This is a genomic window from Lacticaseibacillus thailandensis DSM 22698 = JCM 13996 (assembly GCF_001312865.1).
Taxonomy (GTDB): domain Bacteria; phylum Bacillota; class Bacilli; order Lactobacillales; family Lactobacillaceae; genus Lacticaseibacillus; species Lacticaseibacillus thailandensis.
Map to the genome: position 1 here is coordinate 1 of NZ_BBER01000006.1, position 14,700 is coordinate 14,700.

Annotated in this window: 10 protein-coding genes and 2 pseudogenes; all 12 read right to left on the minus strand. The window is 55.7% G+C overall.

Annotation, left to right across the window (positions count from 1 at the left end):
* Positions 1-359 precede the first annotated feature (359 nt).
* Complete coding sequence (gene lysS / locus JCM13996_RS08015) at positions 360-1,826, minus strand: lysine--tRNA ligase (RefSeq protein WP_054750778.1); 1,467 nt, start codon at positions 1,824-1,826, stop codon at positions 360-362.
* Between the two features lie 137 nt (positions 1,827-1,963).
* Positions 1,964-2,903, minus strand: a pseudogene (dusB, locus tag JCM13996_RS08020) (tRNA dihydrouridine synthase DusB).
* A gap of 132 nt (positions 2,904-3,035) precedes the next feature.
* Positions 3,036-3,911, minus strand: a complete 876-nt coding sequence (hslO, locus tag JCM13996_RS08025; protein ID WP_054750738.1) for an Hsp33 family molecular chaperone HslO — start codon at positions 3,909-3,911, stop codon at positions 3,036-3,038.
* A gap of 127 nt (positions 3,912-4,038) precedes the next feature.
* A complete protein-coding gene (gene ftsH, locus JCM13996_RS08030) occupies positions 4,039-6,150 on the minus strand; it encodes an ATP-dependent zinc metalloprotease FtsH (RefSeq protein ID WP_054750739.1) in 2,112 nt (703 codons plus the stop codon).
* Between the two features lie 86 nt (positions 6,151-6,236).
* Positions 6,237-6,773, minus strand: a complete 537-nt coding sequence (gene hpt / locus JCM13996_RS08035) for a hypoxanthine phosphoribosyltransferase (protein ID WP_054750740.1) — start codon at positions 6,771-6,773, stop codon at positions 6,237-6,239.
* Positions 6,763-8,127 (minus strand): tRNA lysidine(34) synthetase TilS, encoded by a 1,365-nt coding sequence (gene tilS / locus JCM13996_RS08040; RefSeq protein ID WP_056969752.1) that lies wholly within the window; start codon positions 8,125-8,127, stop codon positions 6,763-6,765. Before tilS ends, hpt begins: the two co-directional genes overlap by 11 nt.
* 85 nt (positions 8,128-8,212) lie before the next feature.
* On the minus strand, positions 8,213-8,746 hold the full coding sequence (locus tag JCM13996_RS08045) for a S1 domain-containing RNA-binding protein (protein WP_054750742.1): 534 nt from the start codon (positions 8,744-8,746) through the stop codon (positions 8,213-8,215).
* Between the two features lie 33 nt (positions 8,747-8,779).
* Positions 8,780-9,175, minus strand: coding sequence for an FtsB family cell division protein (locus tag JCM13996_RS08050; RefSeq protein WP_054750743.1), 396 nt, complete (start codon positions 9,173-9,175; stop codon positions 8,780-8,782).
* Positions 9,176-9,268: 93 nt separating this feature from the next.
* Positions 9,269-9,529, minus strand: coding sequence for an RNA-binding S4 domain-containing protein (locus tag JCM13996_RS08055; RefSeq protein ID WP_054750744.1), 261 nt, complete (start codon positions 9,527-9,529; stop codon positions 9,269-9,271).
* Position 9,530: 1 nt separating this feature from the next.
* Positions 9,531-10,091: an MATE family efflux transporter gene (locus tag JCM13996_RS08060; RefSeq protein WP_054750745.1), complete on the minus strand. Its 561-nt coding sequence runs from the start codon at positions 10,089-10,091 to the stop codon at positions 9,531-9,533.
* A 110-nt stretch (positions 10,092-10,201) separates the two neighbouring features.
* Positions 10,202-11,125 (minus strand): oligosaccharide flippase family protein, encoded by a 924-nt coding sequence (locus JCM13996_RS08065; RefSeq protein ID WP_054750746.1) that lies wholly within the window; start codon positions 11,123-11,125, stop codon positions 10,202-10,204.
* A pseudogene (gene mfd, locus JCM13996_RS08070) lies at positions 11,122-14,650 on the minus strand (transcription-repair coupling factor). Before mfd ends, JCM13996_RS08065 begins: the two are co-directional and overlap by 4 nt.
* Positions 14,651-14,700: the final 50 nt, after the last annotated feature.

Here is a 14,700-nt window from a genome sequence, read left to right on the forward strand (position 1 = left end):
AGTTGCTCAACGCAACTTCAATATCTTATCATCAGGCAAAGTCGCTGTCAACAACTTTTTATAATCACTTGTTGATGTAACCCGCGCCGCTCTTGGCGAACGCCGTATCACCTGACGACTTAAATAGTGTACCAACTCGTCACAAAACCGTCAAGACAAAATCGTGCGCCGTGCCGCTAGCTACACAATTGCGCTCACATTTTCACGAACTTTTCTCGCAATTTACTGTTATTGAGTTCGTCTTTCAAACAAAAAAAATTCGGTGTCATGTCCCTCTTGAGCTGGATTTGGCCACAAAAAAAACGCTACAGAAAAACTTGTGGCGTTTTTGCGATTTTTTTTAAATGTAATGGCAGTCCTTATGGACGCAACGTTGGAAAGAGCAAGACGTCACGGATAGACGCCGCATCCGTTAGCAGCATCACTAACCGGTCAATCCCAATGCCAAGACCACCAGTAGGCGGCATGCCATACTCGAGTGCTTCAATAAAGTCTTCATCAATCGGCTGTGCTTCATCATTACCAGCGGACTTCTCGGCGGCCTGCGCTTCGAAACGTTGCCGTTGGTCAATTGGATCGTTCAACTCGGTAAACGCATTACCATACTCATTGCCATCAATGAATAATTCAAACCGTTGCGTAAACCGCGGATCCTTTTCGTCCTTCTTGGCCAATGGCGAAATTTCAATTGGATGGCCATAAATGAAGGTTGGCTGTACCAACGTATCCTCAACAAACTCTTCAAAGAACGCATTAATGATGTGCCCCACCTTCCAGTACGGTTCAACCTTCACGTGGTGCTCCTGGGCTAACTGTTGCGCTTGCTCCTGCGTCATCGGCTGCCAGAAATCAATCCCCGTCTTAGCCTTAATCGCATCGACCATGTGTACCCGCTGGAACGGTGCGTCCAAATCAATATCCTGACCCTGATAGGTGATCTTGCCAGAACCCAATACCTTTTGCGCTACGTACCGGAAAATACCCTCAGTTTCGTCCATCACGTCACCGAGATCCCAGAAAGCGGCATAAGTTTCTAGTTCCGTAAATTCAGGGTTGTGCTTCGTGTCGACCCCTTCGTTCCGGAACACCCGACCAATTTCGTAGACGCGTTCCATGCCGCCCACAATCAGCCGCTTCAGGTGCAATTCCAAAGCAATCCGCATGTACAGGTCAATATCCAAAGCATTGTGGTGCGTGATAAACGGACGGGCGTTGGCACCACCAGCTTGGTTATGCAGCACTGGCGTTTCTACTTCCAAGAAACCGTTCTGATCCAAGTACTCGCGCACAGCACTAACAATCTTGGTGCGTTTGACGAACCGGTCAAAGCTGTCGCGGTTGGCAATCAAGTCCAGGTACCGTTGCCGGTACTTAGCCTCAACATCGGTCAACCCATGGTACTTGTCAGGCATCGGCCGCAAAGCCTTAGTCAGGAAAGTCACGTGACTGGCGCGGACCGTGAGTTCCCCCATATCCGTCTTGATTACATCACCAGCAACCCCCAAGATATCGCCCAAATCCGACTTCTTGAAGATTTGGTAGTTCTCGTCGCCGACCATATCCTTCCGCACATAAATCTGGATCTTGCCTGTCCGGTCGTGGATGTCCGCAAAGCCGACCTTACCCTTGCCCCGCTTCGACATCATGCGTCCGGCAATCACCACGTCAATGTGGCGGTCGTTAAGTTCGTCCTTGTCGAGCTCACCAAACTGGTCGTGTAACTGCCCAGCAGTGTGCGTCCGGTCAAACCGGTGACCAAAGGGATCAATACCTGCATCGCGCAGCGCCTGCATCTTTTCCCGGCGTACACGCATCTGGTCATTCATCGATGGCTGCTGTTGCGGTTGCTTTTTCTGCTTATCTGCCAACACTATTTCCTCCGTTCAATTCACATACCCTTGTATCTTGCCAATTTTGCAGTAAAAAAAGCAACCCGACCACGGCCAAGTTGCCTCATTCTCATCTACCGCAATACCGGACGTGCTGCTAAGCCAGCCACGAACTCGTCCAAAATCGAATCGACTTCAGCCTCCGTGTTCACTGACATGACGGCGGCCTTCGTCCGCGATGACCGCGGAATCCCCTTTAGGAAGTAAGCCGCCTGCTTCCGGAATTCTGGTACCGCGACTTTTTCCGTCTTCAACTCGACCAACCGGTGCAATTCCTTCTCGGCAATACTGATTTTTTTCAGCCGGCGTTGGTTCTGGCAGTAACTCTCCCGTGTCCAGGTAAGTCCGTACCTGACCCAGCAACCATGGATTACCCAAAGCCGCGCGGCCAATCATCACCGCATCCGCACCGACTTCATCAATCATGCGCTTAGCATCTTGCGGAGTCCGCACATCGCCGTTACCCATGAACGGAATGTCCAGCACGCTAGCAACCTTGGCCAAAATATCCCAGTCAGCGTGCCCGGAATACAATTGCTTGCGGGTCCGACCGTGCATGGCGAGCGCGGACACACCAGCAGCCTGTGCAGCCTTGGCGTTCTCCACCGCGTACACGTGGTCCTTATCCCAGCCAGTGCGCATCTTGACCGTCACCGGCTTGTGCACGTTATGCACGACCGCGTCGAGCATCTCGTAGACCTTGTCGGGATCCAGCAGCCAGTGAGCCCCTGCATCCGTCTTGGTCACCTTGGGCACCGGGCAACCCATGTTGATGTCAATGATGTCCGCACTCGTATTCTCGTCAATGAACTTAGCGGCGTTGACCAACGTGTCTTTGGTCCCTCCAAACACCTGAATGGAGACGGGATGCTCGTGCGGATCAACAAACATCATGCTCAGGGTCTTCTTGTTCTTGTACTGGATGCCCCGGTCACTGATCATTTCGCAGACCACCAGACCAGCACCAAACTCCTTGGCCGTCACCCGGAAGGCCGCATTCGTGATTCCGGCCATTGGGGCCACCACTACCTGGTTAGGGATCTCAACGTCCCCAATAAACCAACTACTCAATATTTTTCACCTCAAATATTTCACTAACTTTTTGTCTGTCGCCTAGTGTACCACGGTCACGAATAACACCACAACTTATGGCAACATGGCGCGCAACTCGTCCGCGCTAAACTGGTAACGCTCGCCACAGAACTTGCAGACGGTCTCCGCACCATCGTTTTCGTCAATCATGGCCTGCAACTCGGTGGGCTTGAGCGTGCGCAACGCTTTGCCGAAGCGCTCCTTACTGCAATTGCATTTGAAGGCAAAGTCATCTTGGCCCAGCACCATCAACTTCCGTCCGTTGACGATGCGGTCCAGAATTTCTTCTGGCGTCAGCCCGGACTTCAGCATCTCCGAGACTAACGGCAACGTTTTGATGTTCGTTTCCAGATCAGCTAACGCCTGATCAGTCGCGCCCGGCAGTGCCTCAACGAGGAAGCCGCCAGCAACCTCAATTGAGTTATCAGCGTTAACAAAGACGGATACCCCCACAGAGGCAGGAATCTGTTCCGACTTGGCCAGATAATACGTGAAGTCGCTCCCCAGTTCACCGGAAGTTAATGGCACCTGCCCGGTAAACGGGGCACCGCCATCGAGGTACTTCGTCACGGCTAGCACCCCGCGCTTGCCGACCGCGCGAGCCACGTCAATTTTGCCCACCACATTCAACGGCAGGTGCACGTGCGGTTCTTGGATGTAACCCCGCACCGTACCGTGGCTGGTACCATCAACGACGATACTACCAGCGGGGCCATCACCCTTGATCCGTACCGTCATCAGGTCGTGGTCGTTTTTGAGTTCAGCCGCAGACAGCAGACCGGTACCGATGAGGGCCCGACCCAAAGCTGCTGAGGAGGCGCTCCACGTGTCGTGACGCCGTTGCGCTTCACCGACCGTGGCGGTCGCGTCGACCGCAAAGAGACGGAACATCCCGTCGGCGGTTACTGCCCGTACTAAATAGTCACTCATGGTTGTTTACTCCTTGTCAATTTATCTGCCTAACAGCATAACACAACTCTGCGGTAGCCGTAGTCGACCGCACCCAAGCCACCAAAAAAAGGTCGAACCCGTAAGGATCCGACCTTCACTCATATCACTATGCCGTTGGCGGCTGGTGGTCATCATTCGACGACTCACTGTCCGCCATTGACGTAGCACTCGTGGAACTAGCACTCGTGTTATCCGCCACATCCGGGGTTGTGGCCGCCGCGCTACTGTGCGCTGACTCCTCTGACTCCTGACGTGAAGCTTCCTTCTGCTCCAAGGCCTTCTTGGCTTCCTCATAGGTAGCCGCCTTTTCACTTGGAAATTCAGACTTGGTCTCCGGCATCTTGCCCGTCTTGAAGAGGCTCAGGATCTGCTCTTCATTCAACGTCTCGTACTTCAGCAAGGCTTCCGCAATCACCTTATGCTGCTCACGGTGTGCTTCAATGATGTCATGTGCCTGCTGGTGCGCTTCATCAATGATCCGCCGCACCTCAGCGTCGATTTCGTTAGCCGTCTGCCCAGAATAACCGGCGCCAGCGCCATACATGGCCTGCTGACTTTCCTTCTCCAGAGCAACCGTGCCCAACTTGTCAGACATCCCGTACTTCGTAACCATCGCCCGGGCAATCTGCGTGGCTTGTTCAAAGTCATTGGATGCACCCGTACTCTCGGTGTTAAAGATGATTTCTTCAGCAGTCCGGCCACCCATCAAACCAACGATCTGTTCGTTGAGGTCCTTCTTGCTTAGTAAGAATTGGTCATCCTTGGGCAACATGATGGCATAACCACCAGCTTGCCCACGTGGAATGATGGTTACCTTCCGCACCGTCCGCGAATCGGATAGTACCAAGCCGATAATCGCATGCCCGGCTTCGTGGTACGCAACCTGGGTCCGTTCCTTTGGCTGAATGACCCGGTCACGCTTGGCCGGCCCGGCAATAACCCGGTCTTCGGCTTCATCCAAGTCGCTAGCGTCAATCTTGGTCTTCCCGCGACGAGCAGCAACCAGTGCCCCTTCGTTCAGCAGGTTTTCCAAGTCGGCACCCACAAACCCAGGCGTCTGCTTAGCGATGGTCTTCAGATCAACGTCGTCAGCAAACGGCTTGTTCTTGGCGTGGACCTTCAGGATCGCTTCACGACCCTTAACGTCCGGCTGGCCGACCAGAATCTTCCGGTCAAAACGGCCAGGGCGGAGCAAAGCCGGGTCCAACACATCAGCACGGTTGGTCGCCGCCATGACGATGACACCTTCATTACCAGTAAACCCGTCCATTTCAACCAGCAACTGGTTCAGGGTTTGTTCACGTTCATCATGACCGCCGCCCATGCCGGCACCACGTTGGCGCCCAACGGCATCAATTTCATCAATGAAGATGATCGCTGGCGCCTTCTTCTTGGCCTCATCAAACAGGTCACGAACACGCGAAGCACCAACACCGACAAACATTTCAACAAAGTCAGAACCAGAAATGGAGAAGAACGGCACACCCGCTTCACCAGCTACGGCTTTGGCCAGTAACGTTTTACCAGTACCAGGCGGGCCCTCAAGTAGCACACCCGACGGAATACGGGCACCTAACTTAAGGAACTTCTTCGGATCCTTCAGGAACTCGACGACTTCGACCAGTTCCTGCTTTTCTTCTTCAGCACCGGCAACGTCGGAGAACCGCACCTTGTTGGCACTCTTATCCGACTGCTTAGCCCGTGACTTACCAAAGCTCATCATGCGGTTGCCACCGCCCTGTGCACCTTGGTTCATCATCATGTAGAAGATGACCATCATCAGTACCAGTGGCACGACGGTAATCAGCAAGCTGACCCACGCACTCGTCTGGGACTCCTCATCGGTTGAATTTTTAATGTTATGCTTGGCGGCCAACGCGTCAATCTTTTTGATTGTACTGTCGTTGTCCGGGATACGCGTCGTAAAGCCTGTGACCGACTCCGTCTTCGATTCACCCAGCAGACCAGTACTCTTCTGCTTGGTGGTCTTCGACTTACGGTACGAACCCGAGACCTTGTATACCCCGCCGCTTGGCTGAATGGAGAATTCCTTCACCTTGTTCTTTTGCAGCGCGGTCACAAACTGACTGGTAGTCAGTGACTTTGTGGTACCACCGCTGTCGCCACGCATATAGTATCCGAACCCTCCAACCAGCAGCAGGAACAACACAATGTACGTGAGCGTGCTGCTGAACAGGCCGGTCTTTTTGTTATTCATGCACAACCTCCAGCAAATACTTCATTAGAAAGCTAAATTTCAAACTATATACGAGAATACCACACAATGCCTGGTACTGCCCATGACTACTTATACACTTCTGGTTTTAATACACCAATGTACGGTAAATTGCGGTACAGACCGTTGTAATCCAGGCCGTAGCCAACCAAAAACTCACCCGGCACCGTTTGACCCACGTAATCCGCCTTAACGTCGACCGTCCGGCCCGTTGGCTTGTCGAGCAAAGCCACAATTTTTACTGACTTCGCCCCACGGTGTGCCAACAACTCCTTCAAGGCTTTAAGCGTCGTTCCGGTATCCACAATGTCCTCAACGATGATGACGTCACGACCCTTAACGCTGGTGTCGAGGTCCTTGTCGATCCGTACGTCGCCACTTGAAGTTGTGCCACCGTAATAGCTGGATACGTCCATAAAATCAATTTCTAAGTAGTCATCATAGGCACGGATGAAATCCGTCATGAAGATAACCGCACCCTTCAGTACACAGACGCACAGTGGCTTAACGTCAGCATAGTCCTTATGCACGGTGGTCGCGAGTCGTTGCACCGTGGCCTTGATGTCCTGTGCTGAATACAAAACTTTTAATATATCAGAATTCATCCCTGCTACCCCCGTCGTCCGGTCGGAAAACTAACTGTGCCTTGATTTTAGCAGTTTGCCCGGCATGAAACAATTGCCCTGGGCGCGTATTTTCGACCCATAGCACCTCGTGTCCCCGGGCGGCGACCCACAAGTGATCGCGCACAACCACAGGTACGTGGTTATTTGTTAACAGGCGCCCGAGTTTTTGGTGTTGTCCGCGGGCTAAGCGCACCCAGTCACCCGGTTGACGGTGACGCACGGTGACTGGTAGTGGCCAACCAGTGGCGGTCGCCAGCACGTGGTCCCCCGCGACCGGCCGCTGCGTCAGTAGTGCCCACGCACCGCCCACACCGGAAACCCAACGGTCAAGGGCCGTCAGCACCACGTCCGCAGCCTGCACATCCGCGCCGCGCGGTTGGCGCCGCACCTGCCCGTGCTGCACGACCAGGGCCAGCTGAGGACTAAGCGTAACGATCCGTTGCCGGCCATCAGGACTAGTCAACGCATTCAGTACTGCTAGGACTTGGCGTTCACTGATGGGGGGGTACCACCGTGTTAGCAGGTGCTGCAGTAGCAGTTTTTGAACTGTTGTGGATTCATTCTGGACATTTTGCCAGGTAAACTCATCCGACTTTAGTCTGACTTTTCCTGACAAATGACGCAGTGTCACATCAGCTAAGGTCCGCAACCCCGTCAACTCCGTCGCCAGGCGGGCAAAGTGGCGGTCCGTGTCGGGCCACCGGTCACGCAAAAGTGGGAGCACGGTGTGACGCAAATAGTTGCGCGAGTACCGCGTGTCGTCGTTGCTTTCGTCATGAACAAAAGTGATTCCTTGTTGCTCACAGTAAGCCTGTAACGCTGCTTTGTGCACCGACAATAGTGGCCGTACCACACGCAGCCCGTACTGAACCGTATCAGCGGGAATGCCACTTACGCCCCGCACACTCCCCGAACGGGCCAGCCGAAACAACACGGTCTCGGCCTGGTCATCAAGGTTGTGAGCCGTCATCAACAACGGATACCGCTCATTCTGGGCGACCCGAGCAAACGTGGTGTACCGAAACGCCCGGGCGGCTGCCTCCACCCCGTTGGCGGGATGCGCGGCGACTGGCCATGCCACCACGGTACAGGGCACGTCAAGCTGCTGGGCATAGGCTTGAACCAAAGCTGCCTCGCGCCCAGCGCTCGGGCGCAATTGGTGATTGATGTGGACCACGCCGACCTGTAGGCCACTCGTGTCCGCACTCTGCGCCAATAACGTTAACAAGGCCATCGAGTCGGCACCACCGGAGACCGCCACGAGTACGCGCGTGCCCCGCGGTAAACCAAAGGGGGCTAGCATTCGCATCATCCCCGCCGTATTGAGTTGCACCACCAATTCCCCCTTCGCCAAATAAAGGCCCGATTGTGCCAACCACATCCAAGGTTGCGCCAATCGGGCCTTTAATTACCAGAACTTAACTGCGCCGGCCACCGCGACCGCCGCGTTTACCTTCTGTGTTGCGCCGGATGGTCGAGAGCCGCTGCTCACTTTCCTTGAGGAAGTCAGACAACAGGTCGTCAAACCCTTCCTTGCCACCATGTTCGTGATGTCCCGCTGGGCGACCACCGCGGCCAGCCACGTTCCGACCGCCACCATTATGCGGTGCTCCGTGACCAACGTGTGGCCGACCACCATCACCGTGTGCGCGTTCATGTTCATGGTGACGTTCAGCTTCCTGCTTGATGGTCGCGGCGTGTTCGGTCGCCAGCGCTTCGTTGCCGCTGGCCTTCCGGATCGACAAACCGATCTTGTTGCCATCCACCGAAAGTACCTTCACGTTGACCGTATCGCCAACACTCACAAAGTCGTGGACGTCCTGCACGAACGTGTCCGCAACCTCAGAAATGTGCACCAGACCGGTTTGGCCATCGCCGAGATCCACAAACGCCCCAAACTTGGTAATACCAGTGACCTTACCGCTTAATTGTGCACCTACTGCAACTGACATAAAAAAAATGATTTCCTCCTCGGAATACCCGCTTTACTTATCACCCGGAATGCTGTCATCACTATCCGGAATATTAAAAATGGTTTCACCCGACTTTGACATGTAGTACTTAGCACGAATCAGCTTTTCGAGGTAATCAGCGTTGTTCAGTTCGTTGACCTGGATCCGCAAATTCTTCTGCTTGGTCGTGACGCGGTGCAACTGGCGCTTGGCCGTGGCGACACGTTGTTCAACGCGGACCTGTTGCTGGTGTACGCGCCATAGTTGCACGCCACCACCAACCAGCACTAGCACCAGCAATGCCACTAAAATAACGCGTCGCCGCCGGTGAATTCGGCGCCGCCGATCACGCGCCGCCTGCTGGTCGCGTTCGACCTGCTGGGCACGCGTGTACGCGTTATCCAAATGGCTGATCTGAGCTTTCGCCATCGTGCTGTTCCTCTCCTCAATTTCGTGGTACTACTGGTCAATTTTCGGGTTTCAATGACTTGAGTATAACAAATCTACCCACCAAACGCACCGCTACTTTGCAGGCGTCCGCTGGTCCAAAATCGTGTACATACTCTCCGCATCGTTCTTCTTGGTCGTATCAACGAGCTCATCAACGCGAACCACCAAGGTTTTGTTCCCAAAGCCAATCGTCAGCGTATCGCCAACGGATACATCGGTGCTCGACTTTGCCACGCGGTCGTTCACCTGGATGCGGCCCTTATCGGCAATTTCCTTTGCAACCGTGCGCCGCTTAATAATGCGGGACACCTTCAAAAATTTATCTAAGCGCATTTTATTCTCCTTTGTGAAAATATTTAGTAATTCGTAAAATGTGAGCGCCAACGGGCAACGCCAAAACTTCCCGGTGACTAAACAGCCCGGTCCAAACGGCCAGCGCCCCCGCGACCAGCACACCGATACCGGCCCACAAGACCGCTAGGAGTATCGCCACCGCCCGGCCCGTGACGGGTACCACATGGACGCCCATGCCCACAATCACGCCCATACCCGCAGCCACAACCAATAGCCGCCAGCCGAAACCGTGGGCCCAGATGCGCCGGCGAATGAGTGGATCGAGCGTCAGGTAAATGACTAGCAGCGTGACGCCGAGGCTGATCACCGTGGTCCAAGATGCACCCACCGTGTGCCAGCGCCGCACCGCCGCACCGTTAAGTGCAACTTTGACCACCACGCCTGCCAGAATAGCAATGGTCGGCACCCGCACCATGTCCTGACTTTGCAGGATACTGGCGCAGGCATTAATCGCCGCGGTCACGGCAATGATCAACATGTACACCTGCAACACCAGCGTTCCATCGGTATCGCCGAACAGGCCCCGGTTGATCAACGGCATCTCTACGCACAACCCCACCGTCGCCAGCAGCGACACCGCCACGCTGAGGTGAACGAGGACCGTACCAGTACGGACAAAGGTGTGCTCCGCATGCCGCTGGTGCGCCCCACTCAGGGTGGCAACAGGCTTTGCGTCAACGCAGTGGCGATGACCAGTCCTAACTGCACCATGGGCTGGCCGCGATCGTAGATGCCCTTCAGGTTCTCAGCGAGGGCCACTGGCACTCCGGACCGCACCAAAGCCTTGGCCACGGTAAAACTATCCACCAACTGTAGAATCAACAGGATAGCGGCGTAAAGGACCAGCGCTCCACCCTCAGTTAGTGTCTGCCATACCAAGTGACGCCAGGATGGACCCGCGTCGTGACCAAGCACGCGGTTAATTCCCGTGCTAGGCGTATGCCGCTGTCGCAGCCAACTACCACCGATAATGATGGTTGCCGCCACCGCGCCGAACACACCGCCGGTCATGGCCCAGGTCCCTGTGCGGTAGTGCGACCACGAAGCACGGACAGCCACAACGGCCACCAGAATGATAACGGCCACCCGCACGACCTGCTCAACTACTTGGCTCCAGGCCGTTTCCACCATACTGTAGTTAGCCTGAAAATAGCCCCGCCCGACTGCCAGCAACGGCAGGGTCAGACCCATGCACCCGACCACGCGGATGAGCGGGGCCAGTTGGGCATCCCCCATCCACCGCGCAATCGTGGTGGCGCCGGCAAAGTTGCCCAGAAAGATCACCAGCCCAAACCCAGCCAGCACGCCAGTGAGACGCCGCAACGTCTGGTGCCGCGTGGTCAAATCCGGACTGGTAATGGCTACCTTGGCCACAAACACCGGGCCCGCAGTCAACGCCATGGTCATGATGATTCCGTACAGCGGGTAGATTTGCTGGTACACGTAGAAGCCGGTGTTGCCGACCAGGTTCTGGTACGGCACCCGGTAGACCGCGCTCAACACTTTAGCAATGAGCCCGGCCACACTCAGAATCCAGGCGCCATGCATCAGGCGCTTGCTGTGCGCCCGATTCATTTGCCCGTCCTCATGGCACCTAGCTTGGTCACGAAATGTTCAAGTTCAGTCAACCACTCGTCCGTCTTCATGCCCCGCGGGATCGTGAGGGTGACGACCAGCCGGCCCTCCGTTTCCGCGACGGTTGCCCGGAGTTTAGTGGCCCCCAGCGCCGCAAAGATGGGTTCACCAGCCAATTGGGTGGTGGCCACCTTACTCATCGTTACAAAGAGTTTCTGTTCCTGCTGGTGGATTTTATCCACCAGCGCCGCATCAGCCAGTCGCTTGAGTCGCGCAATGCGAATCAAGTTAGTGACCGGCTGCGGGTAGTCACCGAAGCGGTCGATCAGGTCATCCTCTAATTCGCGCTCCTGCTCCTCGTTTGCGGTTTCACGGACGCGTTTGTAGAGTTCGACTTTCTGTCGGTTATCTTCGATATAATCACCGGGCAAGTAAGCTTCCACGGTCAACGAGACCTCCGCGTTGGTACGCCGGTCAGCAGGAGCTTGACCCCGCTTACGTGCCACGGCTTCCTTGAGCATCTGGGTGTACAAATCATACCCCACGGAGTCAATGAACCGTGTTGCTGCGCACCCAGCAAGTTGCCGGCCCCACGAATGGACAGGTCACGCATCGCAATTTTGAACCCGCTCCCTAACTCCGTAAAGTCACGGATGGCCGACAACCGCTTCTCGGCGACCTCAGTCAGTACTTTGTTCCGCCGGTACATGAAGTAGGCGTACGCCACCCGGCTGGACCGGCCGACCCGGCCGCGCAGTTGGTACAGTTGCGCCAGCCCGTAATGGTCGGCGTCTTCAATAATGAGGGTGTTAACGTTGGGCATGTCGACCCCCGTTTCAATGATGGTGGTCGTGACCAAAATGTCACCTTCGCCGCGCATGAAATCGTAAATGACCGACTCCAGTTGCGACTCACTCATCTGGCCATGAGCATAAACAATCCGCGCCTCGGGTACCAAAACTTCCAGTTCGGAGACCGTCCGTTCAATATCTTCCACCCGGTTGTGCAGGTAGAAGACCTGCCCGCCACGATCCAGTTCACGCGTAATTGCGCTACGCACCGCCCCCGCGTCCTGCTCCATCACGAAGGTTTGGATGGGGTACCGGTTAGTTGGGGGCGTTTCGATGACGGACAGGTCACGCACCCCGAGCATCGACATGTTCAGCGTGCGCGGAATTGGCGTGGCCGTCAGGGTCAAGACGTCAATGTTGGAACGTAGCTGCTTGATGCGCTCCTTGTGCTTGACCCCAAACCGCTGCTCTTCATCCACAATTAGCAGACCGAGGTCCTTGTAGTGCACGTCCTTACTGAGCAACCGGTGCGTGCCGACCACGATGTCGATCGTACCATCTTCCAGACCGGCAATGGTGGCCCGGTTCTGGGCCGCCGTCCGGAATCGCGATAGCATGCCGATACTGACCGGAAAATCACTAAAGCGGTCGGTCATCGTATCAAAGTGCTGCTGGGCCAAAATGGTCGTCGGTACCAGCAATGCTACTTGCTTACCTGCTTCCACGGCTTTGAAGGCGGCCCGCAACGCCACTTCGGTCTTCCCGAAGCCCACGTCCCCGACCAGTAGCCGGTCCATCGGGCGGTCACGTTCCATGTCCCGCTTAATTTCTTTGACACTCCGAATTTGGTCCGGAGTTTCTGGATACGGAAACTCAGCCTCAAAGTCACTTTGCAAATCGTCATCCGGTGGGAAGGCAAAGCCGCGCTCCGCCTGGCGGGCGGCGTACAGGTCAATCAGGTCGTTAGCGATATCCTCGATCTTGGCTGCCACCCGCCGCTTGGTTTTAGCCCATTCGGTCCCGCCTAGTTTGTTGACGTGTGGGGTTTTGCCCTCGGCCGACACGTACTTTTGTACCAGGTTCAACTGGTCCACCGGGATAAACAGTTGCCCGTTATCCCGGTAATTAATGGTCAGATAGTCCCGGTGCACCCCATCGACCGTCAACGTCTGGAGGCCTTGGTACTGGCCAATCCCGTGGTTGACGTGCACCACGTAATCGCCAGGATGCAGTTCGTTGTAGCTCTTGAGTCGTTCGGCGTTGGCCAGCGTTTGGTGCCGCGCCTTGCGCACCCGCTTGGCGTTAAACAGGTCGTGCTCGCTGATCACGACGAGGTGCTGACTCGGCAGCTCAAAGCCGGCCTCCAAGTTGCCGACGATAATTTGTAACCGGCCGAGCAAGAGCCGCTTGGGGCTAGCAATGCTAGCGTCAATCTCAAAGTCGTGCATCGTCTCGGCAGTCTTCTCGGCCCGGCGTTGATCGTTTACCAGTACCACCACGGTCTGTCCCTGTTTGGCCCAGCGGTCCGCCTCTGTCTTGAAGAGTGGCATTTGGCTGAAGAACTGCTGAACGTTACGGGTCGCGATGTTGGTCATGCTCGACAGCCGCAAGTTACCCATACCCTTTTGAAACAGTGACAGCAGCACGTGCGTGTGCTTGTCCGCCTTTTCCAGTTCGGGTAAGGGGCGCATCGCCGGCATTAATTCACCGCCGGGGACGTCCTGACTGTAACCATCCACCATCGTGGCGTCGGTATCCAGTAGCCGCGGGTAATCGTCAAAGAACATGACCGACCGCGCCGGTAAATAATTCAGGATGGTCGTCTGTTCCGGGTACAATGCCGCCGCATAATTAGCGAGGTTACCATCGACAATGCCCTCACGCAGGTCGGCAATGAGGTGCCCCGCCCGTTGCACAAACGCCGCGTTGGCGTCCGGAGCGTCCCCGTCGTTGCTGGCTTTGGGGCTAGCACTACGCGCGGTATCCGTGAGGTCGACCGCCCGCTGCATCCGGTCGGCCGTATTGTTCAAACGCTCCTGGTCGGCTAGCATATCGTTAGCTGGCGGTAACGTTACCTGGTCCACGTTATCCAAACTGCGCTGAGTGTCAGCATCAAACTCCCGCATGGAGTCTACTTCAGTGTCAAACAACTCAATGCGGACCGGGTTATCCCGGTCCAGGGGGTACACGTCGATAATGCCACCACGCACGGCAAACTGCCCGGGAGCGCTGACCAAGGTGTCACGCCGGTAGCCACTAGCACTAGTTGCGTCGCCAAAGCGGCGGGATCCACTTCACTATCGGGTTTGATCGTCACACCGGCCTGTTGCCAGTCCGCGACCGGTGGCAATAGGCGCCGTAACCCAGCCAACGTGGTGACCACCACGCCGGGTTGGTCACTGACCAGGAAGTTAAGTGCGGCGATCCGGTCGTTCCGTTCATCCAAGGAAGTATTAGCGGCCTCCAAGCTAAGGACGTCATCAACTGCAAATTGGTACAACAAAGACGCCGCGAGTCGGTTGCCTAAATCGGCTACCAACTCCTCGGCGTGATTACGGTCATTTGCCACCACCAATAACGGGTGGCCCACCCGGGTGACGGCGGCCTCAATTAGCAGGGTCTTAGCTGAGCCTGTGAGCCCAGTCAGCAGGTGCCGACCCTTCACTAACTGGGGCCACCACTGCTGCAACTCGGGTGCATCCGCGAATAACGCGGTTAAACTTGTTTTATCCATAATTAGAACTCATCCTTGCGCGCACCATGACGGTGTGGCGTTAATACTGA

What these genes read in the sequence shown, in the direction of transcription:
- lysS (WP_054750778.1), bottom strand. Translation starts at nt 1,826, where the DNA reads ATGAATGACCAGATGCGTGTACGCCGGGAAAAGATGCAGGCGCTGCGC.
- hslO (WP_054750738.1), bottom strand. Translation starts at nt 3,911, where the DNA reads ATGAGTGACTATTTAGTACGGGCAGTAACCGCCGACGGGATGTTCCGT.
- ftsH (WP_054750739.1), bottom strand. Translation starts at nt 6,150, where the DNA reads ATGAATAACAAAAAGACCGGCCTGTTCAGCAGCACGCTCACGTACATT.
- hpt (WP_054750740.1), bottom strand. Translation starts at nt 6,773, where the DNA reads ATGAATTCTGATATATTAAAAGTTTTGTATTCAGCACAGGACATCAAG.
- JCM13996_RS08045 (WP_054750742.1), bottom strand. Translation starts at nt 8,746, where the DNA reads ATGTCAGTTGCAGTAGGTGCACAATTAAGCGGTAAGGTCACTGGTATT.
- JCM13996_RS08050 (WP_054750743.1), bottom strand. Translation starts at nt 9,175, where the DNA reads ATGGCGAAAGCTCAGATCAGCCATTTGGATAACGCGTACACGCGTGCC.
- JCM13996_RS08055 (WP_054750744.1), bottom strand. Translation starts at nt 9,529, where the DNA reads ATGCGCTTAGATAAATTTTTGAAGGTGTCCCGCATTATTAAGCGGCGC.
- JCM13996_RS08060 (WP_054750745.1), bottom strand. Translation starts at nt 10,091, where the DNA reads ATGCCGTTGATCAACCGGGGCCTGTTCGGCGATACCGATGGAACGCTG.
- JCM13996_RS08065 (WP_054750746.1), bottom strand. Translation starts at nt 11,125, where the DNA reads ATGAATCGGGCGCACAGCAAGCGCCTGATGCATGGCGCCTGGATTCTG.